The 25,775-nt window shown below is 42.8% G+C and carries 21 protein-coding genes; 16 read left to right on the top strand and 5 right to left on the bottom strand.

Translation table 11 applies throughout. The features are described from left to right. Nucleotides 1-5: 5 nt before the first annotated feature. On the top strand, nucleotides 6-920 hold the full coding sequence (locus BA1DRAFT_RS05520; protein WP_036776882.1) for a LysR family transcriptional regulator: 915 nt from the start codon (nucleotides 6-8) through the stop codon (nucleotides 918-920). Here BA1DRAFT_RS05520 and BA1DRAFT_RS05515 read toward each other — a convergent pair. Further along, entirely contained in the window at nucleotides 903-1,838 is a 936-nt protein-coding gene (locus tag BA1DRAFT_RS05515) for a LysR family transcriptional regulator (RefSeq protein WP_036776880.1), read from the bottom strand. The genes BA1DRAFT_RS05520 and BA1DRAFT_RS05515 overlap by 18 nt on opposite strands. 124 nt (nucleotides 1,839-1,962) lie before the next feature. On the opposite strand from BA1DRAFT_RS05515, the gene lysA reads away from it, so the two are divergent. Beyond that, on the top strand, nucleotides 1,963-3,255 hold the full coding sequence (lysA, locus tag BA1DRAFT_RS05510; RefSeq protein ID WP_036776878.1) for a diaminopimelate decarboxylase: 1,293 nt from the start codon (nucleotides 1,963-1,965) through the stop codon (nucleotides 3,253-3,255). Between the two features lie 72 nt (nucleotides 3,256-3,327). On the opposite strand, the gene fadE is transcribed toward lysA, so the two are convergent. Beyond that, on the bottom strand, nucleotides 3,328-5,763 hold the full coding sequence (gene fadE / locus BA1DRAFT_RS05505) for an acyl-CoA dehydrogenase FadE (RefSeq protein WP_036776877.1): 2,436 nt from the start codon (nucleotides 5,761-5,763) through the stop codon (nucleotides 3,328-3,330). A 259-nt stretch (nucleotides 5,764-6,022) separates the two neighbouring features. Between fadE and lpcA the strand changes: the two genes are divergently transcribed. Both lpcA and BA1DRAFT_RS05495 read left to right on the top strand, forming a co-directional pair. Continuing rightward, on the top strand, nucleotides 6,023-6,604 hold the full coding sequence (lpcA, locus tag BA1DRAFT_RS05500; protein WP_036776875.1) for a D-sedoheptulose 7-phosphate isomerase: 582 nt from the start codon (nucleotides 6,023-6,025) through the stop codon (nucleotides 6,602-6,604). 149 nt (nucleotides 6,605-6,753) lie between these two features. After that, nucleotides 6,754-7,521, top strand: coding sequence for a class II glutamine amidotransferase (locus BA1DRAFT_RS05495; protein WP_036776873.1), 768 nt, complete (start codon nucleotides 6,754-6,756; stop codon nucleotides 7,519-7,521). Here BA1DRAFT_RS05495 and BA1DRAFT_RS05490 read toward each other — a convergent pair. Beyond that, on the bottom strand, nucleotides 7,492-8,226 hold the full coding sequence (locus BA1DRAFT_RS05490) for a L,D-transpeptidase family protein (protein ID WP_036776871.1): 735 nt from the start codon (nucleotides 8,224-8,226) through the stop codon (nucleotides 7,492-7,494). The two genes, BA1DRAFT_RS05495 and BA1DRAFT_RS05490, sit on opposite strands and share 30 nt — an antisense overlap. 417 nt (nucleotides 8,227-8,643) lie before the next feature. On the opposite strand from BA1DRAFT_RS05490, the gene BA1DRAFT_RS05485 reads away from it, so the two are divergent. The 9 genes from BA1DRAFT_RS05485 (at nucleotide 8,644) to BA1DRAFT_RS05445 (ending at nucleotide 16,582) form a co-directional block, all read left to right on the top strand. Further along, complete coding sequence (locus BA1DRAFT_RS05485) at nucleotides 8,644-9,987, top strand: Na(+)-translocating NADH-quinone reductase subunit A (RefSeq protein ID WP_036776869.1); 1,344 nt, start codon at nucleotides 8,644-8,646, stop codon at nucleotides 9,985-9,987. 4 nt (nucleotides 9,988-9,991) lie between these two features. Continuing rightward, a complete protein-coding gene (locus BA1DRAFT_RS05480; RefSeq protein ID WP_036776868.1) occupies nucleotides 9,992-11,230 on the top strand; it encodes an NADH:ubiquinone reductase (Na(+)-transporting) subunit B in 1,239 nt (412 codons plus the stop codon). After that, nucleotides 11,223-12,020: a Na(+)-translocating NADH-quinone reductase subunit C gene (locus tag BA1DRAFT_RS05475; protein ID WP_036776866.1), complete on the top strand. Its 798-nt coding sequence runs from the start codon at nucleotides 11,223-11,225 to the stop codon at nucleotides 12,018-12,020. The genes BA1DRAFT_RS05480 and BA1DRAFT_RS05475 overlap by 8 nt, the downstream gene beginning before the upstream one ends. Next, complete coding sequence (locus BA1DRAFT_RS05470) at nucleotides 12,013-12,642, top strand: NADH:ubiquinone reductase (Na(+)-transporting) subunit D (RefSeq protein WP_011145526.1); 630 nt, start codon at nucleotides 12,013-12,015, stop codon at nucleotides 12,640-12,642. Before BA1DRAFT_RS05475 ends, BA1DRAFT_RS05470 begins: the two co-directional genes overlap by 8 nt. Before the next feature lie 8 nt (nucleotides 12,643-12,650). Continuing rightward, complete coding sequence (gene nqrE, locus BA1DRAFT_RS05465) at nucleotides 12,651-13,247, top strand: NADH:ubiquinone reductase (Na(+)-transporting) subunit E (RefSeq protein WP_011145527.1); 597 nt, start codon at nucleotides 12,651-12,653, stop codon at nucleotides 13,245-13,247. 15 nt (nucleotides 13,248-13,262) lie between these two features. Next, a complete protein-coding gene (nqrF, locus tag BA1DRAFT_RS05460; protein WP_036776865.1) occupies nucleotides 13,263-14,489 on the top strand; it encodes an NADH:ubiquinone reductase (Na(+)-transporting) subunit F in 1,227 nt (408 codons plus the stop codon). Nucleotides 14,490-14,569: 80 nt separating this feature from the next. Further along, nucleotides 14,570-15,598 (top strand): FAD:protein FMN transferase, encoded by a 1,029-nt coding sequence (locus BA1DRAFT_RS05455; RefSeq protein WP_036776863.1) that lies wholly within the window; start codon nucleotides 14,570-14,572, stop codon nucleotides 15,596-15,598. A gap of 13 nt (nucleotides 15,599-15,611) precedes the next feature. Then, a complete protein-coding gene (gene nqrM, locus BA1DRAFT_RS05450; protein WP_036776862.1) occupies nucleotides 15,612-15,839 on the top strand; it encodes a (Na+)-NQR maturation NqrM in 228 nt (75 codons plus the stop codon). A 464-nt stretch (nucleotides 15,840-16,303) separates the two neighbouring features. Beyond that, nucleotides 16,304-16,582, top strand: a complete 279-nt coding sequence (locus BA1DRAFT_RS05445) for an LCI fold-containing protein (protein WP_036776860.1) — start codon at nucleotides 16,304-16,306, stop codon at nucleotides 16,580-16,582. Between the two features lie 163 nt (nucleotides 16,583-16,745). Here the strand turns inward: BA1DRAFT_RS05445 and BA1DRAFT_RS05440 are convergent, their stop codons facing one another. Then, nucleotides 16,746-17,147 carry a DUF1240 domain-containing protein gene (locus BA1DRAFT_RS05440; RefSeq protein WP_036776859.1) on the bottom strand — a complete coding sequence of 134 codons (402 nt, stop codon included), beginning with the start codon at nucleotides 17,145-17,147 and terminating at the stop codon, nucleotides 16,746-16,748. Further along, nucleotides 17,137-18,006, bottom strand: a complete 870-nt coding sequence (locus BA1DRAFT_RS22540; RefSeq protein ID WP_200868762.1) for a hypothetical protein — start codon at nucleotides 18,004-18,006, stop codon at nucleotides 17,137-17,139. Before BA1DRAFT_RS22540 ends, BA1DRAFT_RS05440 begins: the two co-directional genes overlap by 11 nt. A gap of 1,224 nt (nucleotides 18,007-19,230) precedes the next feature. Here BA1DRAFT_RS22540 and BA1DRAFT_RS05430 point away from each other — a divergent pair. The 3 genes from BA1DRAFT_RS05430 to BA1DRAFT_RS05420 are packed head-to-tail and all read left to right on the top strand — an operon-like array spanning nucleotide 19,231 to nucleotide 25,765. Then, complete coding sequence (locus BA1DRAFT_RS05430; protein ID WP_051560678.1) at nucleotides 19,231-20,202, top strand: TauD/TfdA family dioxygenase; 972 nt, start codon at nucleotides 19,231-19,233, stop codon at nucleotides 20,200-20,202. Further along, a complete protein-coding gene (locus BA1DRAFT_RS05425; RefSeq protein WP_036776857.1) occupies nucleotides 20,181-21,965 on the top strand; it encodes a non-ribosomal peptide synthetase in 1,785 nt (594 codons plus the stop codon). Before BA1DRAFT_RS05430 ends, BA1DRAFT_RS05425 begins: the two co-directional genes overlap by 22 nt. Continuing rightward, a complete protein-coding gene (locus BA1DRAFT_RS05420) occupies nucleotides 21,962-25,765 on the top strand; it encodes a beta-ketoacyl synthase N-terminal-like domain-containing protein (protein WP_051560677.1) in 3,804 nt (1,267 codons plus the stop codon). Before BA1DRAFT_RS05425 ends, BA1DRAFT_RS05420 begins: the two co-directional genes overlap by 4 nt. Nucleotides 25,766-25,775: the final 10 nt, after the last annotated feature.

Raw genomic sequence — 25,775 nt, 5'->3', positions numbered from 1 at the left:
AATTGATGGATAGAGTCACTGCTGCGCAAGTGTTCACTATAATTGTAGAACAAGGCAGCATGATTGCCGCATCGGAACGGTTAGATATGTCGCGGGCAATGGTATCTCGCTATCTGGCTGAAATGGAAAAATGGGCGGGAGTACGTCTGTTACATCGTACAACGAGAAAGATCAGCCTGACATCGGCAGGAGAGATCGCCTATCAGCGCAGTCGTAAATTATTGCAATTGGCGGAAGAGATACCGGTTCATCAACCTGTAGAAGCACAGGAACTGAGTGGTCTTTTGCGGATAAGCAGTTCTCAATCTCTGGCGATGAGCGCATTGTCTGTGGCGATTCCTGAGTTTATGCGGATTTACCCTCAGATAGCTATTGATATGCAAATGAGTAATAAGGCAATAAATTTGGTCGAGGAACGGATAGATTTAGCGTTACGCATCACGAATAATCTGGAGCCGAATTTGATCGCCAGACCGTTATCAACATGCCATTCTGTAGTTTGTGCCGCTCCTTCTTATCTGGCAGGAAAAATGCTTCCGCAAAAGCCTGCTGATTTAGCTTTGCATAACTGTATGACTTATAACTTCTTTGGTAAAAGTCTTTGGTTATTTGAACGCCGAGGGGAAAAATATTCTGTTCCTGTTAGCGGTACTTTAAGTGCTAATGAATCGGTTGTATTAATGGAGGCAACGTTGCAAGGGGCGGGAATCGCCATGCAACCCTATTATTCTGTTGCTTCACATTTGGCGTCAGGAAAATTGGTTCAGTTGTTGCCAGAATATCGACCTCAGGCGATGGGAATTTATGGTATTTATGCCAGTCGTCAAAATATGCCAGCAACGTTGAGAGCATTACTGGATTTTCTGGTTCAGTGGTTTGCTTCTTCTCCGTACTGGCAAGCACTAATGCTGAAAAGCTGACTTTAGTTTTTGAGGAAACAGGGCAATTTGTGCTTTTAGGTGTTCAATAAAGGTATCTACTGGGGCAGAAGAAGGGCGATGAATGGGCTTTATCAGGCTGACAGTAAAAGGAATATCGATACTGAATGGGCGAGCGCATATTTCAGATTTGCCGTGGCTGTCCAGATAATCGAGTACGGTCAGTGGGTTGACAATAGAAACGCCAATGCCTTCGCGCACCATTGCACATACTGATGCAGCACTGTGAGTTTCCATAATCAGGCGGCGGCGAATATGGTGTTCTGCGAATATTCCATCAATGAGCTGCCGGTAGCTATCCGCTATTGAAAGACTGATAAAATTTTGCTCGCTGAAATCTTCGGGAGTCAATAGCGGTTTATGACTGAGAGGATGCTCGGCGGGCAATACGCAAATTTCATTCAGTGTGATCAATGTTTCTCTCTGTGTACCGGGTGGTGTCTGCAAATGTTCTGTCAAACCCAGATCATGGCGTTGAGCTGAGAGCCACTCTTCTAATAGCGGTGATTCCTGTGGAATGATGGTTAAATTAGTATCAGGGTATTGACGGGTGAAGTGGCGGCAAACTTTCGGTAACAGTGATTGAGAAAATACTGGCAAGCAAGCAATGGAAAGCTGAGCATGTTGAAATTTACGTATATTGTCAGCCGCATTCATTATTCTTTCAAGTCCGTAATAAGAGCGCTGAACTTCTTCAAAAAGGCGTAATCCTTGTGCTGTCGGATGCAGGCGGCCTTTTACTCGGTCAAATAGTTTGAATTTTATCAGATGCTCAAATCGTGCTAATTCACGACTGACGGTTGGTTGTGATGTTTGTAATAAAATAGCCGCTTCTGTCAGGTTTTTTGTCGTCATTACCGCATGGAAGATTTCAATATGGCGCCATGAACAAGAAGACATAAATTGTTCCTTCAAATGATAATTCTATATCACAGATGAATAGACTATAACGAAATGGATATTTTTATTCCTGTTTTTTGCTGTCAATAATGGGTTATCTGCTGACTTTGTGAGAGAAACCCTGATGAGTACTTTTACCCGCAATTTTACCTGCAATAGTTGTCCTAATCTGATAGCGGAGAATTTGAGTCGTCTGCCAGAAACGTACGGTACTCCATTATGGGTTTACGATAGTGAAACAATTATCCAAAGAATCAAATTATTATGTCAGTTTGATGTCGTCAGGTTTGCTCAGAAAGCTTGTTCTAATACTCATATTTTGCGCCTGATGCGTGAGTATGGTGTGAAAGTTGATGCTGTTTCGCTAGGGGAAATTGAGCGTGCTTTGCGGGCCGGATTTTGTCCAGGGCAAGAAGTGTCAGACATTGTTTTTACTGCTGATTTAATCGATGTGCCGACGTTGCAACAAGTAACCAAATTGGATATTCCGGTTAATGCGGGTTCTATCGATATGTTGGAACAGATTGGTCAATGTAAACAAGGGCATCCGGTATGGCTGCGGATTAATCCCGGGTTCGGTCATGGTCATAGCCAGAAGACGAACACGGGAGGGGAAAACAGCAAACATGGTATTTGGTATCAGGATCTTCCACGAGCGATTGAGAAAATACGCCACTATGGATTGAAATTGCTTGGTTTACATATGCATATTGGATCTGGTGTTGATTATCATCATCTTTCCAGTGTATGCAATGCGATGGTTGAACAGGTTATTCTTTGTGGTGAAGATATTCAGGCGATTTCAGCCGGCGGTGGTTTATCGACCCCTTATCATCAGGGAGATGAGCAAATCAATATCGCTCATTATTTTGGGTTGTGGGATGATGCGCGTAAAAGAATTGAGCAGCATTTAGGTCATAAAGTTGAGCTGGAAATTGAACCGGGACGTTTTTTGGTAGCGGAATCTGGCATTTTGATGACAGAAGTTCGGGCGGTTAAGCAGATGGGGAACCGTAATTATGTGCTGGTGGATGCGGGATTTAATGACTTAATGCGCCCGGTAATGTATGGCAGTTATCACCATATTTCAGTTTTGCCTGCTGATGGACGTAAGATTGAGCAATTTTCATTGCAAGAAACATTAGTTGCGGGGCCGTTATGTGAATCTGGCGATATCTTTACCCAGATTGAGGGGGGAGGCATTGCGCCAAGAGCGTTGCCGCCGGTTCGGGTTGGTGACTATCTGGTTTTTCATGATACTGGTGCGTATGGTGCGTCAATGTCCTCCAATTACAATAGCCGTCCGCTGATCTCTGAAGTGTTGTTTGTTAATGGTAAGCCTCAATTAATTCGCCGCCGTCAAACGATTGAAGAGTTGTTAGCATTGGAAGACGTATCCTTTACCTCTACGCCATAAAAAAGATGGGGCGATATTTTAAGATATCGCCCCATGATTAATTTAGCTCTTAATTCTCTCTAATCGTCAGTTTTAGGCCGCTTTTGTTCTCGGTTTTTTGACCGGGGCAGCGACAGCCAGTGCTTCTGGTTCAAACTCATCGACATTAATAGAGCGTAGACGGCTTGCCTCGGCGCGTTTCAGAATTTCGGCTTCGTCTGGCGTGATCTTACGTTCTGCGAGTGCGCGCTCTGCCAGTTTATCCAGGCGAGTAAAACCAAGACGTTTACCTGCTTCGCGACTCAAACGGGCATGGATCGGTTCTGCGGCAATAATATCGTGCAGAGCTTCTTCCAGTAATCCGTGAGGATTGTGCTCGCTTGGTGTCAGATATTGACCTCGGCCAATGCGATCACGGGTAGCCGAAGGTTGTTGTAAAAGCTGGGCCAGTTTGTGATCCAGATGGTCAGATGGCGCTGAATGTACACGCCCTAGAGGGAAGACGATAACTCGCATCAGACCGGCAACCAGACGATTCGGGAAGTTACTCAGTAAGTTATCTATCGCCTGTTCTGCCTGATATAAGCTATCTTGAACGGCCCACTGAACTAGCGGTAAATCTTCTTTTTGACGACCTTCATCTTCATAGCGTTTCAACGTCGCGGAAGCCAGATAGGTTTGACTCAGAACATCTCCAAGACGGGCGGAGACACGTTCACGGCGTTTCAGGCTGCCGCCTAATACACCCATTGCTACATCTGATAATAGCGCAAGGTTGGCGCACTGACGGTTTAACTGTTGATAATAACGGCGTGTTGCATCATTGACCGGTGTGCTGCTGGTGCGGCCATTGGTTAAGCCAAGCCAGAAGCTGCGCAACATGTTGCTAGCAACGTGACCAAGGTGGCTAAACAGTGCCTTATCAAAATCTTTAATGCGGTTATTTTCAGCCGCAGCCATTTCATCAAGAACATAAGGATGGCAGCGGATAGCTCCCTGACCGTAGATAATCATGTTACGGGTCAGAATATTGGCGCCTTCAACGGTAATGGCGATAGGCGCGCCTTGATAAGCGCGAGCAAGGAAGTTGGATGGACCAAGGCAAATACCTTTACCACCGGCAATATCCATTGCATCAATAACAGATCTTTGGCCTCTGTGGGTGCAGTGATATTTGACGATGGCGGATAACACAGAGGGTTTTTCACCTAGCATGATACCGGTTGTTGCAAGCGTTGAAGCGGCATCCATCAAATAGGCGTTACCGGCAATGCGTGCCAGAGGCTCTTCAATTCCTTCCATTTTACCAATTGGCATTTTGAATTGGCGGCGGATATAAGAGTATGCGCCGATCGCCATAGCAACACTTTTCAAACCGCCGGTTGCATTTGACGGCAGAGTGATACCGCGGCCGACAGACAGACACTCAACCAGCATACGCCAGCCTTGTCCGGCCATTTTTGGCCCGCCAATAATGTAGTCGATCGGAACAAAGATATCTTTACCGCGAGTTGGGCCATTCTGGAATGGAATATTCAGTGGGAAATGGCGATGACCAATTTCTACCCCCGGTACATTGGTTGGGATCAATGCACAGGTAATGCCCAATTCTTCTGTATCACCCAATAAATGGTCGGGGTCGGACAGTTTAAAAGCCAAACCGAGTACGGTAGCGATAGGTGCAAGCGTGATATAACGTTTGTTCCAGGTCAGGCGCATACCCAGAATTTGCTCACCTTGCCATTCTCCCATACAGACTACGCCTGTATCTGGGATTGATCCGGCATCAGAGCCGGCTTCCGGGCTGGTCAATGCGAAACATGGGATCTCTTCGCCACGGGCAAGCCCAGGCAGGTAGCGGTTCTTCTGCTCTTCGGTGCCATAATGCTGTAACAATTCACCTGGGCCGAGAGAGTTAGGCACACCTACGGTGATTGCCAGAATGCCGGATGTCCCCGCCAATTTTTGCAGGACTCGTGCCTGTGCATAGGCTGAGAATTCCAGACCGCCATACTCTTTTTTAATGATCATGGCAAAGAAGCGGTTTTCTTTCAGGTAACGCCATAATTCAGGCGGCAAATCAGCAAGTTCATGGCTTATCTGGAAATCATTGGTCATACGGCAAGCTTCTTCTACCGGGCCATCCAGAAATGCTTGCTCTTCAGCGGTTAACTGCGGCTTTGGATAGTCATGCAATTTTTTCCAGTCGGGTGTACCGCGGAACAGTTCGCCTTCCCACCAGGTGGTACCTGCATCAAGAGCTTCTTTTTCCGTGCGAGATAGACTTGGCATTACTTTACGGAAGGCTTTTAAGGCCGGAACAGTCAATAAGGAGTGGCGCATTGGCGCAAAATTCAACGGGAATAGAATAATGGCCATTGGTAACAACATCCAGTAGCTCCATGCATCAATAGCGCCCATCAAGACGGTATAGACAAGGAGCAGTAGGCTGCTGAGACTGAGATTGACTTTGTGATAGCAAAGTATCCCAATCAATACTAAGAATAGAATAATACTCAATGTGGTCATAATAAAAGCTCCTGGTTAATCTCAGGGTCAGGTAAGTCATCAGAGGTCGGACCTGTTAGGGTGTTCTTCTCTTTTTAGACCAGGAAATTGTTTTTAGCAATATCTTTACATCTTAATTACAATGTAGCTCACAAACTCGTGGTGATCGGCAGCGGATTAATTCTCCAGAAACGTGATGTTGTCTTCTTTCAATTCTCTTGATCCGGTAAACTGCCATCCGGCACAACATTAAAGATTACCTGACCGAAGTGAGGAGCCTATGTATCAAGACCTGATCCGTAGTGAATTGAACGAAGCCGCGGATACGCTGGCAAAGTTTTTAAGTGACGATGCAAATATTGAAGCAATTCAAAAAGCAGCGGTATTATTGGCTGATTCATTTAAAGCGGGTGGCAAGGTACTGTCCTGCGGTAATGGGGGATCGCATTGTGATGCGATGCATTTTGCCGAAGAATTGACCGGCCGTTACCGCGAAAATCGCCCTGGTTATCCAGCGATTGCAATTTCTGATGTCAGCCACCTTTCCTGTGTCAGTAATGATTTCGGGTATGAATTTGTTTTTTCTCGTTATGTGGAAGCAGTTGGTAAAGAGGGAGATGTATTACTGGGTATCTCCACTTCCGGTAATTCTGGTAATATTATTAAAGCTGTTGAAGCTGCCCGCTTAAAAGGCATGAAAGTTATTACGCTGACAGGCAAGGATGGCGGTAAAATGGCAGGAACCGCTGATGTGGAAATTCGTGTCCCACATTTTGGTTATGCAGATCGTATTCAGGAAATTCATATCAAAGTTATTCATATCCTGATTCAACTTATCGAGAAAGAGATGATTAAAGTTTGATTTTATACCCTATGGATTTCAAGATGGATCGCGGCGGCAAGGGAGCGAATCCCCGGGAGCATAGGTAACTATGTGACCGGGGTGAGTGAGTGCAGCCAACAAAGAGGCAACTTGAAAGATGACGGGTATATCGGCTACAGAGGTGGGCAATGTGTGAGTTACTTGGCATGAGCGCAAATGTGCCAACAGATATCTGCTTTAGTTTAGGTGGTCTGATTCAACGGGGTGGTCATACCGGGCCCCATAAAGATGGTTGGGGGATCACATTTTATGAGGGGCGGGGCTGTCGCACATTTAAAGATCATCAACCAAGTTACAATTCGCCTGTTGCTCGCTTCGTACAAGAGTACCCGATTAAATCCAGAGTGGTGGTTTCTCATATCCGGCAGGCTAACCGCGGTAATGTTGCGTTGGAAAATACTCATCCTTTCATTCGTGAGATATGGGGACGCAACTGGACTTATGCCCATAATGGGCAGCTTCGGGGCTATCGGCAGCTTGAAACGGGTCAGTATCGTCCCGTTGGGCAAACTGATAGTGAACATGCTTTTTGCTGGATTTTGCATCAACTTTCACAAAAATATCCAAGAACTCCTTCCAACTGGCCTCAGGTTTTTCGTTTTATCGCTTCACTGGCGGACGAACTCAGCAAAAAAGGCGTATTCAATATGTTGCTGTCAGATGGGCGTTTTGTGATGGCATATTGCTCAACCAACCTCTATTGGATTACCCGTCGGGCGCCGTTTGGAAAAGCAAAACTTCTCGATCAGGATGTTGAAATTGATTTTCAACAGCATACACAGCCGGATGATGTTGTTTCTGTTATTGTTACCCAACCGTTAACCGGTAATGAAGACTGGAATCGTATTGAGCCGGGTCGTTATGCACTATTTCATCTTGGTGAACGCGTATTGTGATTGAGGCTGCAAAAGGGGCGATTTGTCAGGTGTCGCATTAACCACATATTGACCGTTAATGACGCTGATTGTTGCCGGCTGGTGATTTTTTACAAAATAGTCATAAGCCGGTTGCAACTGTAGCCAAAACATATAATGGGAGGATGAACGGTGGCGTAACATATTCTGTGGTGTCATTTTGAATGGATAAATACTGATATTAATTTCATACTGCCCGCGCAATAATGCACTTTCTACATAATCGTAGATTTCATCCATGTAACCATTAGTCATCGCGTAACAACCGACAGATTTACACTCTCCGTGGATCATTAAATAGTTGCCGGAATAACCTCTGAATTTATCGTATTCATTTGGAAACCCCAGATTAATAGATCGGTAATACCGACTATTTGGATTGAGTTGATGGTTTTTTACACGATAAAAGCCTTCTGGACTTTTCAGATCACCTTCTGTGGTTTTGGGACCAAGGCCGCCAGAATAATTACAGATGGGGTAGCTTTTAGACAGTTGGTAGCTTCCATGACCATTTTTAGTATAAAGCTCCAGTATCCGCTCTTCTTTGAATATTTGGATAAAGATAGGAGAGCCGGTTTGCACTGGGGAGTTTTGCTTTAATTGAACTAAAGTATCCTGAGCATAGACAGGAGTGAATGAACTAAATAACAACAATATTATTGCAGGAAAAGCCGCAGTTTTTTTCATGTGACTACCGTATAGCGACGTAGCGGACTGACTGAAAATTTAGCTTAAGATTGCCATGAATCATCTATTTTGTGAATAGAAAATGATGACGATAGCGTTATCCTACAAAGTGATTGTTAGGCTAAAATATAATCAGTTGTCGGTAAAGGTGATATAATTATTCGTTTTTTGCGAACGGTTAATGGTTCAGTGTCAAAATTATTCCTGTTTGCTTGAACTAAATCACTTGATTAGTCAGACAGTCCAAGAAGGGAGATGTTAAAATTACCGCCCGGAGATTAAAAGAAAATCGTAACAATTATCGGAGAATTATAGCCTGGGCACGATTCGTGACTTAAGGTTTTTTTTATAGAGTGGCTATGTTACCACCAGGTAATCTGTAGCATATGATTTAATTGATAAACTTGTGCAAATCTTATGATTAAAATTAAAAAAGGACTCGACCTCCCGATTGCAGGAGCGCCAGCTCAAGTAATAGAAGACGGTCCGACGATTCGCCATGTAGCACTGTTGGGTGAAGAGTATGTTGGAATGCGTCCTTCTATGTTGGTTAAAGAAGGTGAGCATGTTAAGAAGGGCCAGATTCTTTTTGAAGATAAAAAGAATCCAGGTGTAGTTTTCACCAGTCCGGCCTGTGGACAGGTTGTGGCGATTAATCGCGGTGAACAACGTGTTTTGCAGTCAATCGTGATTGAGATAACGGGAGACGAACAGGTTGATTTTGACCGTTATGATCGTTCTCAACTTTCTCAGTTATCCCGAGAACAAGTGGAAAAGAATCTTATCGATTCCGGGTTATGGACCGCATTACGTACCCGTCCTTACAGCCGAAGTCCTGCTCCCGGCTCCTCGCCAAAAGCGATTTTTGTAACCGCTATGGATACTCAGCCTCTGGCTGCAAATCCACAGGTTATTATTGCTACCGATAAAGAGGCTTTTGTTGATGGTCTGAATGTGCTGACTAAACTGACCGAAGGTAAAGTCCATGTTTGCCATAGTGCAGGAAACTTGCCGGGTGTCAGTAATGATGCACAAATCACTTATAATCAGTTCTCAGGTCCGCATCCTGCGGGATTAGTTGGAACTCACATTCACTTTATTGAACCCGTCAGTGCGACTAAAACGGTATGGCACTTGGGATATCAGGATGTGATTGCTATCGGTAAATTATTCACTACCGGTACACTTTATACTGATCGTATCATCGCATTGGCCGGTCCACAGGTTGAGAAACCACGGCTTATACGTACCTGCTTAGGGGCTGATCTGCTTGAGTTAACTCAGGATCAGCTTAAAGAGGGTGAAAACCGTATTATTTCAGGCTCCGTATTGTGCGGTACTCAGTCAGATGAGGTTCATCACTATCTTGGTCGTTTCCACACGTTAGTTTCTGTTTTGCGTGAAGGCCGTGAAAAAGAGCTATTTGGTTGGATCATTCCGGGCGCCGATAAATTTTCCATCACCCGCACCACCATTGGTCATTTCCTGAAAAATAAGCGTTTTGCTTTTTCAACCACAATGAATGGCGGCGAACGTTCTATGGTGCCAATCGGTAACTATGAGCGTGTTATGCCTTTGGATATTATGGCGACGCATTTGCTGCGGGATCTGCTGGTGGGTGATACCGATAGTGCTCAGGCACTGGGTTGTCTGGAGTTAGATGAGGAAGACTTGGCGCTTTGTACCTATGTCTGTCCTGGCAAATATGAATATGGTCCGGTACTGCGTGAAGTGCTGACTAAGATTGAGCAGGAAGGATGATTTCATGGGCCTGAAAAACTATTTTGAAAAAATTGAGCGCCACTTTGAGCCTGGGGGCAAATTAGAAAAATATTATCCGCTGTATGAAGCGATAACGACGGTTTTCTATACACCAGGTACAGTAACTTCTGGTCGTGCTCATGTCCGTGATGCTATCGATCTAAAGCGTATGATGATCATGGTATGGCTGGCGGTATTCCCGGCAATGTTCTGGGGAATGTATAACGTTGGTCAGCAGGCGATTCCTGCGCTGTATCATTTGTACAGTGGCGCGGAATTACAGCAAATTCTGGCATCTGATTGGCACTATCGTGTTGCTCAGTTTTTCGGTGCGTCACTGACGCCAGGTGCTAGCTGGTGCAGCGAAATGTTGCTTGGCGCGACTTATTTCCTGCCTATTTACATCGTTGTATTCGTCGTTGGCGGCTTCTGGGAAGTACTGTTTGCCATTATCCGTAAACATGAAATTAACGAAGGATTTTTCGTTACTTCGATTTTATTTGCGTTGATTGTTCCGCCGACGATTCCTCTATGGCAGGCGGCGCTGGGTATTACATTCGGTGTTGTCATTGCGAAAGAGGTCTTCGGTGGTACAGGCCGTAACTTCCTGAACCCGGCACTGGCTGGCCGCGCTTTTCTATTCTTTGCTTATCCGGCACAGATTTCGGGAGACTTGGTATGGACTGCGGTTGATGGTTTCTCTGGCGCGACTCCGTTATCTCAATGGGCGGCTGGTGGTAGTCATGGATTAGTGAATACCGTTACTGGTCAACCTATTACCTGGATGGATGCTTTCATTGGTAATATTCCTGGCTCTATCGGTGAAGTGTCTACGCTGATGATTTTCATTGGCGGTGCGATGATTCTGTTTACCCGTATTGCTTCATGGCGCATTGTCGCCGGGGTGATGTTGGGTATGGTTGCGACTTCCTACCTATTTAATGCTATCGGTTCAGAGACTAACCCATTGTTTGCTATGCCGTGGTATTGGCATATGGTTCTGGGTGGTTTCGCTTTTGGTATGATCTTTATGGCAACCGATCCGGTATCCGCTTCATTTACCGATAAAGGTAAATGGTGGTACGGCATTCTGATTGGTGTGATGTGTGTTCTGATCAGGGTTGTCAACCCGGCATATCCAGAAGGTATGATGCTGGCGATTCTGTTCGCAAACCTGTTTGCGCCATTGTTTGATTATCTGGTAGTGCAAGCCAATATTAAGCGGAGAAAAGCCCGTGGCTAATGATAAACCTAAAAATAATGACAGCGTGGGCAGAACATTTATCGTTGTTTTTGTGCTATGTCTCGTTTGCTCAATTGTGGTGGCAGGTTCTGCGGTAGGGCTGAAATCTCAGCAACAGGAGCAAAAATTGCTGGATAAACAGCGTAATATCCTCGATGTTGCTGGATTACTCAAGCCTCAGATGAGTGCCGATGAAGTTAAAGAAACATTCAAAAGCCGTATTAAAACCGAGTTGTTGAATCTGGATACTGCAACACTTGAAAGCAGTCAGGGCAAGTTTAACCTGAACGATGCATTGCGCAGTGATGATACTAGTATTGCATTACCACCTGAAAAGGATTTGGCGAAAATCCGCCGTCGCGCCAATATGGCTGAAATCTATCTGGTGAAAAATGAGCAGGGTAAAACTCGCGAAATCGTTCTGCCTATTTATGGTTCTGGCCTGTGGTCTGTTATGTATGCTTTTATCTCCGTTGATGTGGACGGTAAAACGGCCCGCGGCATCACCTATTATTCGCACGGCGAAACGCCGGGATTGGGGGGAGAAGTGGATAACCCGCAATGGCGTAAAAAGTGGATAGGTAAAAAACTGTATAACGATGAGGGCAATCCGGCGATCAAAATTGTTCGTGGCGGTGCTGCTGCCGATGACTCTTATGGTGTTGATGGCTTGTCTGGTGCGACCCTCACCTCTGCCGGTGTCCAGAATATGTTTAATTTCTGGTTAGGGGATAACGGTTTTGGTCCGTTCCTGAAAAAAGTACGCGAAGGAGCGTTGAAAGATGGCTGATAGTAAAGAAATAAAACGAGTCCTTCTTGGGCCGCTCTTGGATAACAACCCGATTGCATTGCAGGTTCTGGGGATTTGCTCAGCGCTGGCGGTAACAACCAAGTTGGAAACGGCGTTGGTAATGACAATAGCGGTAACATTGGTTACGGCCTTTTCCAGCTTTTTTATCTCGTTGATCCGTCATTACATCCCTGGCAGTGTGCGAATCATTGTACAGATGGCGATTATTGCATCGCTGGTTATCGTGGTAGATCAGATTTTGCAGGCTTATGCTTATGAAATTTCCAAGCAATTGTCTGTATTTGTTGGCCTTATCATTACTAACTGTATCGTGATGGGACGTGCGGAAGCTTATGCCATGAAGTCTCCACCTATTGAGAGCTTTATGGATGGTATCGGTAATGGTTTAGGTTACGGGGTTATTCTGGTACTGGTTGGTTTCCTGCGTGAGTTGTTTGGTTCCGGCAAACTGTTCGGGATTACCGTGATGGAATCGGTACAGAATGGGGGTTGGTATCAGCCTAATGGTTTGTTCCTGTTGGCGCCTAGCGCGTTTTTCATTATTGGTATGCTGATTTGGGGTCTGAGGACTTTGAAACCGGCGCAGGTTGAGAAGGAGTAACTGACAACATGGAACATTTTATAAGCCTGTTTGTCCGCGCCGTCTTTATTGAGAATATGGCGTTGGCTTTCTTCCTCGGTATGTGTACTTTTTTGGCGGTATCGAAAAATGTCACAACAGCGTTTGGTCTGGGTATTGCCGTCACGGTGGTTTTAGGGATCTCGGTTCCTGCTAATAATCTGGTGTATAACTTGGTATTGCGTGACGGCGCATTGGTTGAAGGGGTTGATCTCAGCTTCCTGAACTTTATTACGTTTATTGGCGTGATTGCTGCGTTAGTGCAGATTCTTGAAATGATCCTTGATCGTTATTTCCCTTCACTCTATAACGCGCTTGGCATTTTTCTGCCGCTGATTACCGTTAACTGTGCGATTTTTGGTGGTGTCTCTTTCATGGCGCAGCGTGACTATAACTTTTCTGAATCCATCGTGTATGGTTTTGGCTCAGGTATAGGTTGGATGTTGGCAATTGTTCTGCTGGCTTCTATCCGTGAAAAAATGAAATATGCTGATGTTCCGGCAGGTCTGAAAGGATTGGGGATCACCTTTGTCACTACGGGTTTGATGGCATTGGGTTTTATGTCCTTCTCTGGTGTGCAGTTATAAAGGCGAGAAGCATTCATGGATATAATAATTTTAGGCGTAGTGATGTTTACCCTAATTGTGTTAGTACTGACGGCACTGATTTTGTTCGCAAAATCAAAGTTAGTTAACACTGGGGATATTAGAGTTGAAGTTAATGGCGATCCGGAAAAGAGCTTTACCGCTCCAGCCGGTGATAAATTGCTAAATATGTTGTCAAGCCAGGGGATTTTTGTCTCTTCTGCTTGTGGCGGCGGTGGCTCTTGTGGCCAATGTCGGGTAAAGATTAAAGATGGCGGCGGCGACATTCTGCCGACAGAGCTTTCTCACATTAGCAAGCGTGAAGCGAAAGAGGGTTGTCGTCTGGCTTGTCAGGTCAATGTAAGACAGGACCTGAAAATTAAATTACCGGAAGAGATATTCGGTGTTAAGAAATGGGAATGTGAAGTTATCTCCAATGATAACAAAGCAACTTTCATTAAAGAGCTGAAATTGAAGATCCCTGATGGGGAAGTTGTACCTTTCCGTGCTGGTGGCTATATTCAGATTGAAGCTCAACCACATATTGCTCGTTACTCCGATTACAATGTGCCGGAAGAATACCGAGAGGATTGGGATAAATTTAATTTATTCCGCTTTGTCTCTGAGGTGAAAGAGCCAACAATTCGTGCTTACTCAATGGCAAACTACCCGGAAGAGCACGGTATTATCATGCTTAACGTTCGTATTGCGACGCCGCCGCCAAGAAATTCGGAAGCGCCGCCGGGAATTATGTCTTCTTATATTTGGTCACTGAAACCTGGTGATAAAGTGACTATCTCTGGTCCGTTCGGTGAATTTTTCGCAAAAGATACTGATGCGGAAATGATCTTCATCGGTGGTGGCGCAGGTATGGCGCCAATGCGTTCTCATATCTTTGACCAGCTTAAAAGATTGAATTCCAAACGTAAGATTAGCTTCTGGTATGGCGCCCGTTCTAAACGTGAAATGTTCTATACAGAGGATTTTGATCAGCTAGCGGCGGAAAATGAAAACTTTACCTGGAATGTAGCGCTATCTGATGCACTGCCTGAGGATAACTGGGATGGTTACACCGGTTTTATCCATAATGTTCTGTATGAGAATTATTTGAGGGATCATCCCGCTCCTGAAGATTGTGAATTCTACATGTGTGGGCCTCCGGTTATGAATGCTGCGGTGATCAAGATGTTGAAAGATCTTGGAGTCGAGGATGAAAACATCATGTTGGATGATTTCGGTGGCTGATAAGCCATAAAATAGTTTGATTTTAATGATTGGCGCCCACAATTTTGTGGGCGCTAACAATTCGGAAAGAGTAATTAACTGTGCGTAAAAAGATAAGTAGCTGGATAGCGTTAATATTTGCCGTATTGCTGCTGGCGGCATGCGATGGTTTGGAGCAGAAAAATATTCGTGGGCAAACAATGGGGACTTACTATTCCATTAAACTTGTCACGGGTTCGTCGGCTCCTTCGCCAGAAGCTTTGCAAAAAGAGATTGATCGTTTGCTGGAGGAGGTTAACGATCAGATGTCGACATATCGCCCTGATTCCGAATTAAGTCGTTTTAATCAAAGCCGACAAATTGATCGGCCATTCCCGGTATCAGCCGCGACAGCCAAAGTGGTTAAAGAAGCGATCTACATTAATAAATTAACTGATGGCGCATTAGATGTGACGGTTGGTCCATTGGTTAATTTATGGGGGTTTGGTCCTGAGGGGCACGTGACGAAAGCACCTTCTGCAAGTGAACTGGAAAAGCGTCGTGAATGGACTGGGATTGATAAACTGGTGGTAGAAGGTAATAACCTGATTAAAACTGTTCCAGAGTTGTATATCGATTTATCATCTATCGCTAAAGGTTATGGCGTAGATGTTGTGGCTGAATATCTGGAATCGCAGAATATCAAAGACTATATGGTTGATATTGGGGGGGAAGTCCGTACATCAGGTCATAATGGTAAAGATCTGCCGTGGCGGATTGCGATTGAAAAGCCATCGGACACCGGCATGGAACAAAATGCGCAGGAAGTGATAATGCCTGGGAATATGTCGATAGCGACTTCTGGTGATTACCGTAATTACTTTGAACAAGATGGTGTGCGCTATTCACATACGATTGATCCAAAAACGGGAAACCCTATTTCTCATAATTTAGTCTCTATTACGGTAATTGCTCCAGCTTGTATGAGTGCTGATGGTCTTTCTACTGGACTAAATGTTTTAGGGCCGGAAAAAGGGATGGAAGTTGCAGAAAATCTGAGTATCCCGGTTTTTATGATCATAAAAACGAAAAATGGTTTTGAAGAGCGTTACAGTAAAGCCTTTGAGCCATACCTACAGAAAAATCAATGAGAAGGGGAAAGAAGTGCTGAAAATATTTATTGCAGCTTTCGTCTTTTTCCTGCTGGCTTTTGCGGGAATGTCGTTAGGCTATATGATTAAACGTAAGAGCATACAAGGGAGCTGCGGCGGTTTAAGCAGTATTGGTGTAGAGAAAGCATGTGATTGCCCGGAACCTTGTGATGCTCGTAAGAAGCGTATGGCTCGTGAGGCTGCGCGGCAGGTTCAATTAGAGAAACATCGGATTATCTGAATTTAACAAATCTGCGGAATTCTGCTTCCTGAATGCTAATTGAGAGCACAGCGAGCTTTTAGGGAGAATTCGCATAGTTTGAGATAAAGTGCACAACCTGAATTCATATAAATATGAAATTCAGGTTATTTAGTTGTACCTTTTTAAAGCTGTTTAATCGATAGTGAGCTCTTCACATTGCGCGAAGAGTTTTCTGTAAATAAGAAATTAAATTTTCAATCTAAAATGAAAAATATAAATGAATTTTAATATAATGTAATAATGATTTAGTATGCATTATTACATATGATCTTATATTTCTCAGTAAATAATTTTCCATTTAATAAAATAAAAATCCAATATTACCAAGATTAAAATAAATATTTTTATAATCTCATAATTTTGACAAACTTTATAAAAGCGATACACTTAAGGTGAAATTTATAAAGTATGCAAGTTATAAAACTATTAAAGGAGAGATTTTTATGTTTAAGAAATTATTAGCAGTTGGAGCATTAGTAGCAGGTATTACATTAACGGGAGGAATAGGGGTTGCATCGGCAAGCGTATATATTCCGTGGAACAATTGTTATAGTTCGGGTGTATCTCATAACAATGGCCTATATACTCAATATATTGCTAAAGATCATGGTACTTTTGCTAATGTATATGATTGGGGTGGAATTAGATGGTATCTTAAAGGTTATAAATATTTAGATTATTGTGGGAAATATATCGCTTTATATGAAGGTAATAATTTATAAAAATTTACCTAAAAACTTCAATAATCTGGGCCAAATATTATAAACATTTGGCTCATTATATTATATTCGATATTTCTTCCAGAGAGGAATTTAGTTTAATAAATCCTTGCGAAAACTATATACCAAAGTTACCCCAGTTACGAAGAAATTAAATACAATAGTATTAATCACATAGCTTAATGTTTTTCACATAGGTATTAGGCGACCTCCAGGATATTTTTTCACATATTAAATAATTCTCACTTTTTAATTTATAATCCACATAAAAAGATAGGGGGAAACTTAAAAAGAATGAAACAAAGGCTATCACCCCAAAACATTTAATAAAACTATCGTGATGTTTTGGCCAGCGATTTTTTATATTAAGGAAAATAACAGAAACTATAAAATATGAAAGGAAAGGAAAAGCAAAAAATAGCATAAAAACAGGGCCTGAGAATATTATTTTATCTTCCATTTTAACTAAGGAAATTAAATTTTCTCCGCTAGAAAAAAAAGTAAATAACGTTAGAATAATAAAAGAAAAAGCTCCTATAATATGCAAAATCTTTTTTTTATTTACCATAATTCCCCCAGTTATGAAGAAATTGATTGAAATTAGCTTCTGGCGTTCTTGGTTTTCTTTCTATTTCTTTTTTGATTAAATTAATTATAGTTTCACTAATTTTGAAATTTTTATCTATAGAATCAAGTATAGATGTCGTTGCAATACCTACTAAAAGCACAATACCAGCCACAACAATTACGCTAGCACCAGTAGCAAATGTAGTTGCTGCAAAAGTCCCAATAACCCAAGAAGCAAAAGCTGCCACTGCCGCCTTAGCCAGATCTACTGAAAGATTGCCTAAGAAATCAGCCAGTGTGTATTCATCCTTAAAGATGTATTCAACAGCCCGATAAGCTGAGGAGAATAAGATATTGAATTTAATTCCTTTAACTATGCCACTATTTATTCCCTGTTGCCCTATCCCCATAGAGATCATCTTCATGTTAGAAGCACTGTATCTTGAAGCGTTGATGATTTTTCTAAGCCCCGCATGACCTGAGATTTTAATATATCTTTGCCCATTTTTACCAATATACTCTGTGGCTTTAATCCCTAATTTTTTAAATTCTCCAACTACATTTATAAAGTCAAAAGCATCACGTATATTACCTGCATAGGGTGATATAGGATCGGTAATCGAAAACACTTCCTTTATAAATGGGCTTTTTGGTTTTGGCGAATCAATCTCCTCTAAAACATCTTTCGCTTCCTCTAAGGATAGCAACGCGATATACGTTGTATTCTCGTTTAACTGTTTCTCAAGACCAATAGCATCAAAGAACTGATGCTGAGGTTTCAAATGATTAATCCCAGCGTTACCTCTTAGAAAATCCCCCATATAGCCTTCCCAAGAGGGGCTGTGTCTTTTATATGTCATCGTGAAATTTCCTTTAATGTTCTTAAAATCAAAAGTCGCCACATCGGTATTTAACGGACGGAGTTTCCGATTTGAGTATAACATCGTTGTGTAAAAAAAAGCCATATCGGTTACATAATAGCAAAAAGTTAGATAAGCGCAACGCATCAGCCATTATATTCCTACTAAAATAATCCCTGATAAAATGGCGCCATAGACTTAAGCTTTTTAAATATTCAGGTTTCCATAATGCTTAAAACTGAGTAATAGAACAAAGCCCCACACCCAAATCTGATTTAACCTGAAAAAACGGGAATGAATATAAGTGTGAAAATGATAAAAACAAAGATACTTTAAATTCTGTTATCCCAACCATCCTCAATAAACGAAACTATTAACTAAAACGGGTAAACAAAAGCTTCTATGCTTTAGGAAAAAAACTCAGTATTAAAACTATTCACCTTTTTATTTGTCCTTTTTCCAAGGAGAAATGTCTGTTTTTTTAAATTTAATCATCATAGTTTTATCTTCATAAATCAGTGAGTAAATAGTCTGATGATATAAAGATAGCCTTTTATGTTCTTTCAGATAATCCTTCCTTTTTTGGGATTTAAATCTTGCTAAATTAATAGTTTTACTATTTTTTCAGAGTTTTCTTTGTAAAATAACAGCGAGAAAATACTTTAATATTAACTGGAATACATTCATGGTCTTCAAGTATTACTAATTCATAAAACGACCATCGTTAGACATATCAAAGATTACCTAAAATATGAAAAATAAGCCTGATAAATAATGTCAGTAATAGTTTTTAAACCTATCAAACCATACAGCTTATTAACTATTTAACTGAATAATACTTACTCTTATAAAAAAATTTCAGGATAAAGTATCTGAGACAAACGGCAATTTTATTCATCTCAATTCCGTGGGAGTATTGAGTCTTTCTGATTTATGTAATAAGATGTTCATAGCAGCAATAGATCAATTTATTAAATATAATTTTATCAGAGTGTTAGTGTTCACTAGCGTTTAGGATTACTAACTGTTTACAAATTCTAAAACCTACATGTCCAAGTTACTTGGATATACGTTTTAAATATATTTTAAGGGTATTGAAATAGTGCCAGATATTTCGAATTCCTGCTGCTCTTTTTAGTTTTGGTAATTTACTTAATCAATAATTTTGGAAAGTGAATGACGTAGGCAGTTTAGCTAATCCATTTTAAATAGGGTTAATATGATATGCTACCTTATACGATTTACTCTCCAAATAGTGGGATCACACTGTGTTCCTGGCTTAGTAATAACTGGAACGAATGTAAAAAAAAGCTTAATAATCATGGTGCCTTACTTTTTCGTGGATTCAACATTGAAGATGTTATTGCATTCAGAGAGGCAGTATTAAGTGCAACTCCTGAAATATTGGATTATGAAGAACCATCAACACCACGTACTAAAGTCAATGATCGGGTGTTCACTTCTACAGAGTACCCTGCTGATCAGCGAATACCTTTGCATAATGAAATGTCTTACCGACGTACTTGGCCAAAATATTTATGGTTGTGGTCACAAAAAGCTGCTGATTCTGGTGGTCAGACAACATTGGCAGATTATCGAAAAGTGCTCCAACGCCTCTCGAATAAAACCCGTGAAGAATTTAAAAGTAAAGGTGTTTTATATGAACGACGTTATAACACTGGGTTTGACTTAACTTGGCAGCAAGTATTTCAAACTGAGGAACGGAGAATAGTTGAAGAAAAACTCAGATCTGAAAGTGTTGACTTTGAGTGGCTAGATGAAGAGCAGTTAATCACACGACAGGTTGTACAAGGTGTTATGACTCATCCTTACACTGGGGAAGAAAGCTGGTTTAATCAAGCGAATCTGTTCCATCCCTCCAGTTTGCCTGAAGAAGTTCAGCTTGCTTTGGAAGCTGCACTCGGTGTGGGGATATTTCCACGAATGGCGAAATATGGCGACGGTACTCTGATCAACGAATCCACATTAATTGAGATTCGAGCCGCTATTGATGCGGAGACAGTGTACCCAGATTGGAAGAACGGTGATGTGGCGGTTGTTGACAACCTTGCAGTTGCCCACGGTAGGGAACCGTTTAGTGGAGCACGTAAAGTTTATGTGATCATGGCTTCACCAATGCATTGCAATTTTTCCCTGCTAAATGAGGACATGAGATGCAAACATGGAACACTTTGACAGAATCAAGAACTTGTGCAGATCTTTTTGCTAATTCAGTAGCCACTTCAGATTCATTATATGCTGTACGCCATGACAACATTGCGCTTACTTATAAAGAATTGGCAGGGAAGGCTGGTGCCATTGCTCAATTACTCATTTCACAAGGAGTGGTAAATGGTGATGTTGTGGCTATTTTTATGGAAAGATCTGCTACAAGTCTTGTAGCTGCATTGGCTATCTGGGCAGTTGGCGCTGCATATATTCAGTTAGAGGTCAGCGAACCCGATAGTAGAATTAATGAATTAATAGAGCGTTCAGGCGGGGTTAAAGTATTAACTGATGATTTGAACTGCCGACGTATTGAACACCACTCTTACATTAATCTTGATAGACAAATATTAGAGCTACAGGAATACATTCCGGTATCAGGTCGCAAAGCCGGTGATTTGGCTTATTTGGTATCAACTTCCGGCTCAACAGGAATTCCCAAACTTGTCGCAATTGAACACAGCAGTATCATGAATTACGTCTCGGCATTTGTTGAGCGCGTATCACCAATACCCTCCAGTTTGGCGAGTACAACAACTTTTGCTTCGGATCTTGGTAATACGTCTATTTTCGTCGCTCTGCTAACAGGTCGTACCCTTGAGCTTATCAATCGAGAAATGATGCTGGACTCAATCGCGCTTGCTAAGCATATCAGTAAATTTTCAATTGAAATGTTGAAATGCACGCCTTCGCAATTAGAGATGTTATCCAGAGAAGGTAACCTTTCGGAATTATTACCTGAAAAAGTACTTATTATTGGTGGGGAAGAACTAACTTCGGCACTTGCTAAAACTTTATTTGCAGCAAACCCCAATCTGAGAATATTTAATCACTATGGCCCTTCGGAAACGACTATTGGTGTATTAATGCATCAGCTAAATGGAACACGCCTAGGCAATGACTCAATTCCAATCGGTAAGCCCTTAAATGGTGTTGAAATAGCTGTATTGGACGACGCCAGGCGACCAGTTTCCCCCGGGGAAGTGGGGCAATTATATATAGGAGGGCGTGCGCTGGCCAGAGGCTATCATGGGGATCAAGATCTGACAGAAACTCACTTTGTTGATATCTTTGGACGTAGGTTTTATGCCAGTGGTGATTTGGTTAAACAAAACGAGCAAGGCAACTATTTATTTATCGGGCGCGTGGATCGCCAGCTCAAAATCCGTGGATATCGAATCCAGCCTAAAGAGATTGAGAATGCCTTGCTTGCTGAACCTGGGATTAAGCAGGTTGTTGTTACCAGTGTAAAATCTGAGTTTCACCAGATTGATGAACTGGTTGCTTATGTTGTGGGTACTGCGAGAGAGAATGAACTACTTTCAAACTTAGCTACCCGATTACCGGCCAGTCATATTCCATCCAGAATCTACAACATTGATGAAATCCTTGTTAATGCTAATGGAAAGCTTGATATAGCGCGTTTGCAGGCTTCTGTTAATACTGTTGAATCGATTTCTTCTGATGTTACCGTTCCTTGTAATGACATAGAAAAGCTTATCTTAGATATTTGGCGTGAAGTGCTTAAGCGTGATGATATTGATATGCAGGCTAAATTCCTGGAGTCGGGAGGTGACTCATTCAAGTCGTTAGTGGTTTTTGGGCGATTACGTCGTCATTTTCCAAATCTCACTGTTGCCCAACTATTTAAATATCCATCCATTGAGTCCTTAGCCAAAGTGCTCGGTGGCGAGAGTACAGCTCCCAATAAAACTAAGGTGGTACAGTTGTGACGACACTATATTCAGATGATGCGGTCGCCATAATTGGCGTCTCTTTTCGGTTACCACAATGCTCAAATTGGCGTGAATTGATTGATATTTTGGCTGACGGTCGGGACTGCATTCGCCCAATACCTGAAAGTCGGGTGGCTAATACGGGGCAAATTCTTACAGGCAATGAGAAAGAGGGGGGATGGCTTGATGAAATTACCGGGTTCGATCACCGTTATTTTGGTATTGCACTAAGTGAAGCCGAATATATCGATCCCAGACAACGTATAGGGCTTCAACTGGCTACAGAAGCGATTGTCAATGCGGGATACACTCTGAAAGAGTTATCTGATGCGCGTACAGCAGTACTTGTTGCTGCGCACGGCGGGCCGCATCCAGATCTTTTTCAGTCGTTATCGGTACAGGGAAAAGCCAATCCGTTCGCTTTCATCGGCAGCTTGCATGCTTTTTCGGCGGGTCGCATTGCGTATCTGCTTGATCTGCGTGGCCCAGTTTATGCCATAGATACGGGATGTTCATCATTTTTGGTCGCACTTCACGAAGCACGGAACAAGATTCTGACAGGGGAGGCTGATTTTGCTCTGGTAGGAGGCTGTGAACTTGTTTTAGGTACCTTGCCTCAGAGTAGTAAGAGCTCAAGTGGGTTAGGGGTTGAGTCAATGACAGATCGATGCCGTCCTTTCGATGCAATGGCTGATGGTGCTGGATTTGGGGAAGGAGGCGGTTTTGTTCTGCTTAAACGGTTGAGTCGTGCACATCAAGATCATGATGTTATCCATGCTGTCATACGAGGGAGTGCGATTAATCATGACGGTGGCCGTAGCAATGGTATCACTGCACCTAGCAGCATCGCACAAACCGAGGTGATTACGGCAGCATGGCATCAAGCAGGGGTCACAGCTACTGATATTGGTTACATAGAAGCTCATGGTACGGGCACTAAAATTGGTGATCCGATAGAAGTACAAGGTTTAGTCGATACATTTGCCGCTTATGACGTGCAACAGGAGTCTTGTGTCATCTCTTCTGTAAAAAGTAATTTTGGACATTTAAGTGGTATGGCTGGGTTGGCGGGGCTTGTTCGTATTATAGCTCAATTCCGCACTGGTCAGATTTTCCCTACGGCTCACTTCCAACAGTTGAATCCATTGTGTAGATCTACAGAAGAGCTGCCGATACGTGTCTCTTCTTCTTGTGAGCCGTGGCCACGTCAAGGTCAGCGTCCTTACTGCGCGGGAATCAGTGGGTTTGGGCTAAGTGGTACTAATGTGCATTTAGTCGTTGAAGAGGCCCCCTCAACTTTAAGGCACAAAAAATACGAGATAAATGAGAGATTGGTGCTGATATCGGCACAGACGACACAAGATCTCAGCACTTACCTAAGTGCTATAACTAATGCGTTATCTTCAACCGAAGCATCAATTGACGAGATTGCCGATATATTAATGTTGGGACGGGAGCATTTCCCATATCGTTGGAGCTGTGTGGCTTCATCTGTTTCGCATTTAGTGCAGCAACTCACGAACCACGGTTCAATCTCGCTATCTTCATCTTCACCATCATCTTCGTTATCTGTTGGTCTTATTTTTGATGAATGCTTTCCAATAGATATTCAACTATTGATGAAACGAGGAGAAACATTTCCAGCTTTTCATCGTGTAATAAAACAAGCAGAGAACTTATGTTCAGGGAAAACTTGGACGCTTCGGCAGCGCTGGATTATTTGGTTGTTGGGACATCACGCGGTATTGACAGCGTTTGGGGTGACAATTGACTTATTACTGGCCTACGGTGTGGGGAAATTGGCCGCACAGGTCGTCGATGGTGGTCTTGAATTTGTTGATGCATTGCGTCTTGCTGATGAACCGGTCACTGATTCAACATTTGATCACCAGCGTTTGCAAACCTTGTTGCAAGAACAGGCTGAACTATGCTTGGTGAGATTCAGTCGTTGTGGTGAGCTTGCAACAGCCATTAACACGTTGGGTTATCAGTCATACGATAGTGAAAGATCTCTGTTGACATTGCTTGGAGATTGGTTTGTCAATGGCGCCAATCTAGATTGGCAGCAAGGGTGTGAACGCAAGATAAATCGTCGTCTTGAACTGCCATTTGCTCCTTTTGTTGCCACCTATTGCTGGCCAGAGACTATTGAGAACCCTGCTATGGTTTCTGATGTTGTACCGCGCACTTCGATATCAAATTCAGGAGAAAATGTTGAAGAGATATTGTTGACTCAGGTCAGAGAAGTGCTGAAAGAGCCGAAATTAACACTTGATGATGATTTTTTTGCGGCTGGAGGTAATTCACTTAATGGTGAGCAACTTGTGGTTCGGCTGAACGAGGTATTAGGTACGGATCTGAAATTGATAGATTTGTTGGATTGCCTGGATCTGAATGAGTTTTATCAATTGGTGAAAGACAGTGTTCAATTATCCTCCGTATCTACAACACCGGAGATAGAAACAAGGAATAATAAACATGTACTTTCTGGTCAGCAATTAGCAATTTGGGCGGCAACGGAAATTGCTGGTGAGTCTGGCGCTTATAATGTTCCCGCTGCTCTGCTTATCAATGCGGAGGCGGATGTTGCCTGGCTGGAAAAAACGCTAACTGAACTTGTCTTACAACAGTTGATGCTGCGTTGTAGTCTGGAATACAACGAACAAGGCGTTAACCCGGTAATCCATCCTCCGATGCAGGTCAAACTGGTTCATAGTGAAGTCGATTTAACAAAATACACTATTGCAACGGGCATACCCGTTCTGACTCAGCGTCTACAGCAGATGGTTGAAACGCCGCTCTCACCTTATGGTATTCCTCCCACACGATTCGAACTGTTGCAAGTGAATTTTAGCGATGGAGTACGTCAAACACTATTGCTGAATTTTCATCACCTGTTTTTTGATGGCTGGTCATGGCGATTGGTATTGGCAGCTCTTAGTGGTGGCAAGATATCTCCGCCTGTGAACGACTATTTAAATTACGCGATGGAGCAATATACCTTACTTGAAAGTGAACAGGGTCGAAAACTGGAGGCTTTCTGGTATGGATATTTGGCAAACATCCCAATTCTGCTGCTGCCTTGTGATGGTGAGGGCGGGACAGCATCTAACCTCCAGGGTGCTAATTTACCTGTGATGATATCGAAGGATGTTACCGAGAGGTTGAGGCAGATGGCGATGAATTCTCGCGTAACGGTACAAATGATAATGTTGACAACTTGGGTGGCATTACAATGGCAGATAAGTGCGCAGCATGATATTTGTGTTGCTATGCCGGTGGCTAACCGGCAACTGAAAGATGAAAACACCATTGGTTGTTATGTTAATACCGTGATTGTGCGTGCACGGCTTGATCCACACCAGCCATTTCACGTAGTGCTGAATGCGGTTAGGCAGGCATCACTCAGCGCGATTTCACATAGTGCATTTCCTTCTGATCGAATCCAGAAACTGATGGCAAATACCTCCTATCATCTCACCATGTTTGATTTTCAGAATGATGTTGATCCTATTAGGGTATTAGGGGGAAATGGAGCCGTTGTCGAATTGCTGGATGTCGATCCTAATGGCGCAAAATATCCGCTCAATCTTACCTGTATTGAATATGGTGATGAGCTTCAAGCGCGATTGGAATATTCCGCTGCCCTTTTCTCACAAGACACGGTTTCTCGCTGGTTGAATATTTATATAGAGGCACTGACACGGCTGATGACATTAGGCGAAGAAACCACTCTTTTCGCCTTGTTTGATGGTCAAGACGATGTTCTTAGCGATATTCCAGATTTTCAGTTCTAGATGTGGATAA

It is taken from the genome of Photorhabdus aegyptia (assembly GCF_000612035.1).
Taxonomy (GTDB): domain Bacteria; phylum Pseudomonadota; class Gammaproteobacteria; order Enterobacterales; family Enterobacteriaceae; genus Photorhabdus; species Photorhabdus akhurstii.
This window is presented reverse-complemented; position numbering and strand designations above follow the sequence as displayed.

Bases quoted from the DNA above. Each gene is read 5' to 3' on its own strand.
- BA1DRAFT_RS22540 (WP_200868762.1), bottom strand. From the start codon at position 18,006: ATGACATATAAAAGACACAGCCCCTCTTGGGAAGGCTATATGGGGGAT.
- BA1DRAFT_RS05430 (WP_051560678.1), top strand. From the start codon at position 19,231: ATGCTACCTTATACGATTTACTCTCCAAATAGTGGGATCACACTGTGT.
- BA1DRAFT_RS05445 (WP_036776860.1), top strand. From the start codon at position 16,304: ATGTTTAAGAAATTATTAGCAGTTGGAGCATTAGTAGCAGGTATTACA.
- nqrE (WP_011145527.1), top strand. From the start codon at position 12,651: ATGGAACATTTTATAAGCCTGTTTGTCCGCGCCGTCTTTATTGAGAAT.
- BA1DRAFT_RS05515 (WP_036776880.1), bottom strand. From the start codon at position 1,838: ATGTCTTCTTGTTCATGGCGCCATATTGAAATCTTCCATGCGGTAATG.
- nqrF (WP_036776865.1), top strand. From the start codon at position 13,263: ATGGATATAATAATTTTAGGCGTAGTGATGTTTACCCTAATTGTGTTA.
- BA1DRAFT_RS05495 (WP_036776873.1), top strand. From the start codon at position 6,754: ATGTGTGAGTTACTTGGCATGAGCGCAAATGTGCCAACAGATATCTGC.
- BA1DRAFT_RS05425 (WP_036776857.1), top strand. From the start codon at position 20,181: ATGCAAACATGGAACACTTTGACAGAATCAAGAACTTGTGCAGATCTT.
- fadE (WP_036776877.1), bottom strand. From the start codon at position 5,763: ATGACCACATTGAGTATTATTCTATTCTTAGTATTGATTGGGATACTT.
- BA1DRAFT_RS05470 (WP_011145526.1), top strand. From the start codon at position 12,013: ATGGCTGATAGTAAAGAAATAAAACGAGTCCTTCTTGGGCCGCTCTTG.
- BA1DRAFT_RS05440 (WP_036776859.1), bottom strand. From the start codon at position 17,147: ATGGTAAATAAAAAAAAGATTTTGCATATTATAGGAGCTTTTTCTTTT.
- BA1DRAFT_RS05480 (WP_036776868.1), top strand. From the start codon at position 9,992: ATGGGCCTGAAAAACTATTTTGAAAAAATTGAGCGCCACTTTGAGCCT.
- lpcA (WP_036776875.1), top strand. From the start codon at position 6,023: ATGTATCAAGACCTGATCCGTAGTGAATTGAACGAAGCCGCGGATACG.
- BA1DRAFT_RS05520 (WP_036776882.1), top strand. From the start codon at position 6: ATGGATAGAGTCACTGCTGCGCAAGTGTTCACTATAATTGTAGAACAA.
- lysA (WP_036776878.1), top strand. From the start codon at position 1,963: ATGAGTACTTTTACCCGCAATTTTACCTGCAATAGTTGTCCTAATCTG.
- BA1DRAFT_RS05490 (WP_036776871.1), bottom strand. From the start codon at position 8,226: ATGAAAAAAACTGCGGCTTTTCCTGCAATAATATTGTTGTTATTTAGT.
- BA1DRAFT_RS05485 (WP_036776869.1), top strand. From the start codon at position 8,644: ATGATTAAAATTAAAAAAGGACTCGACCTCCCGATTGCAGGAGCGCCA.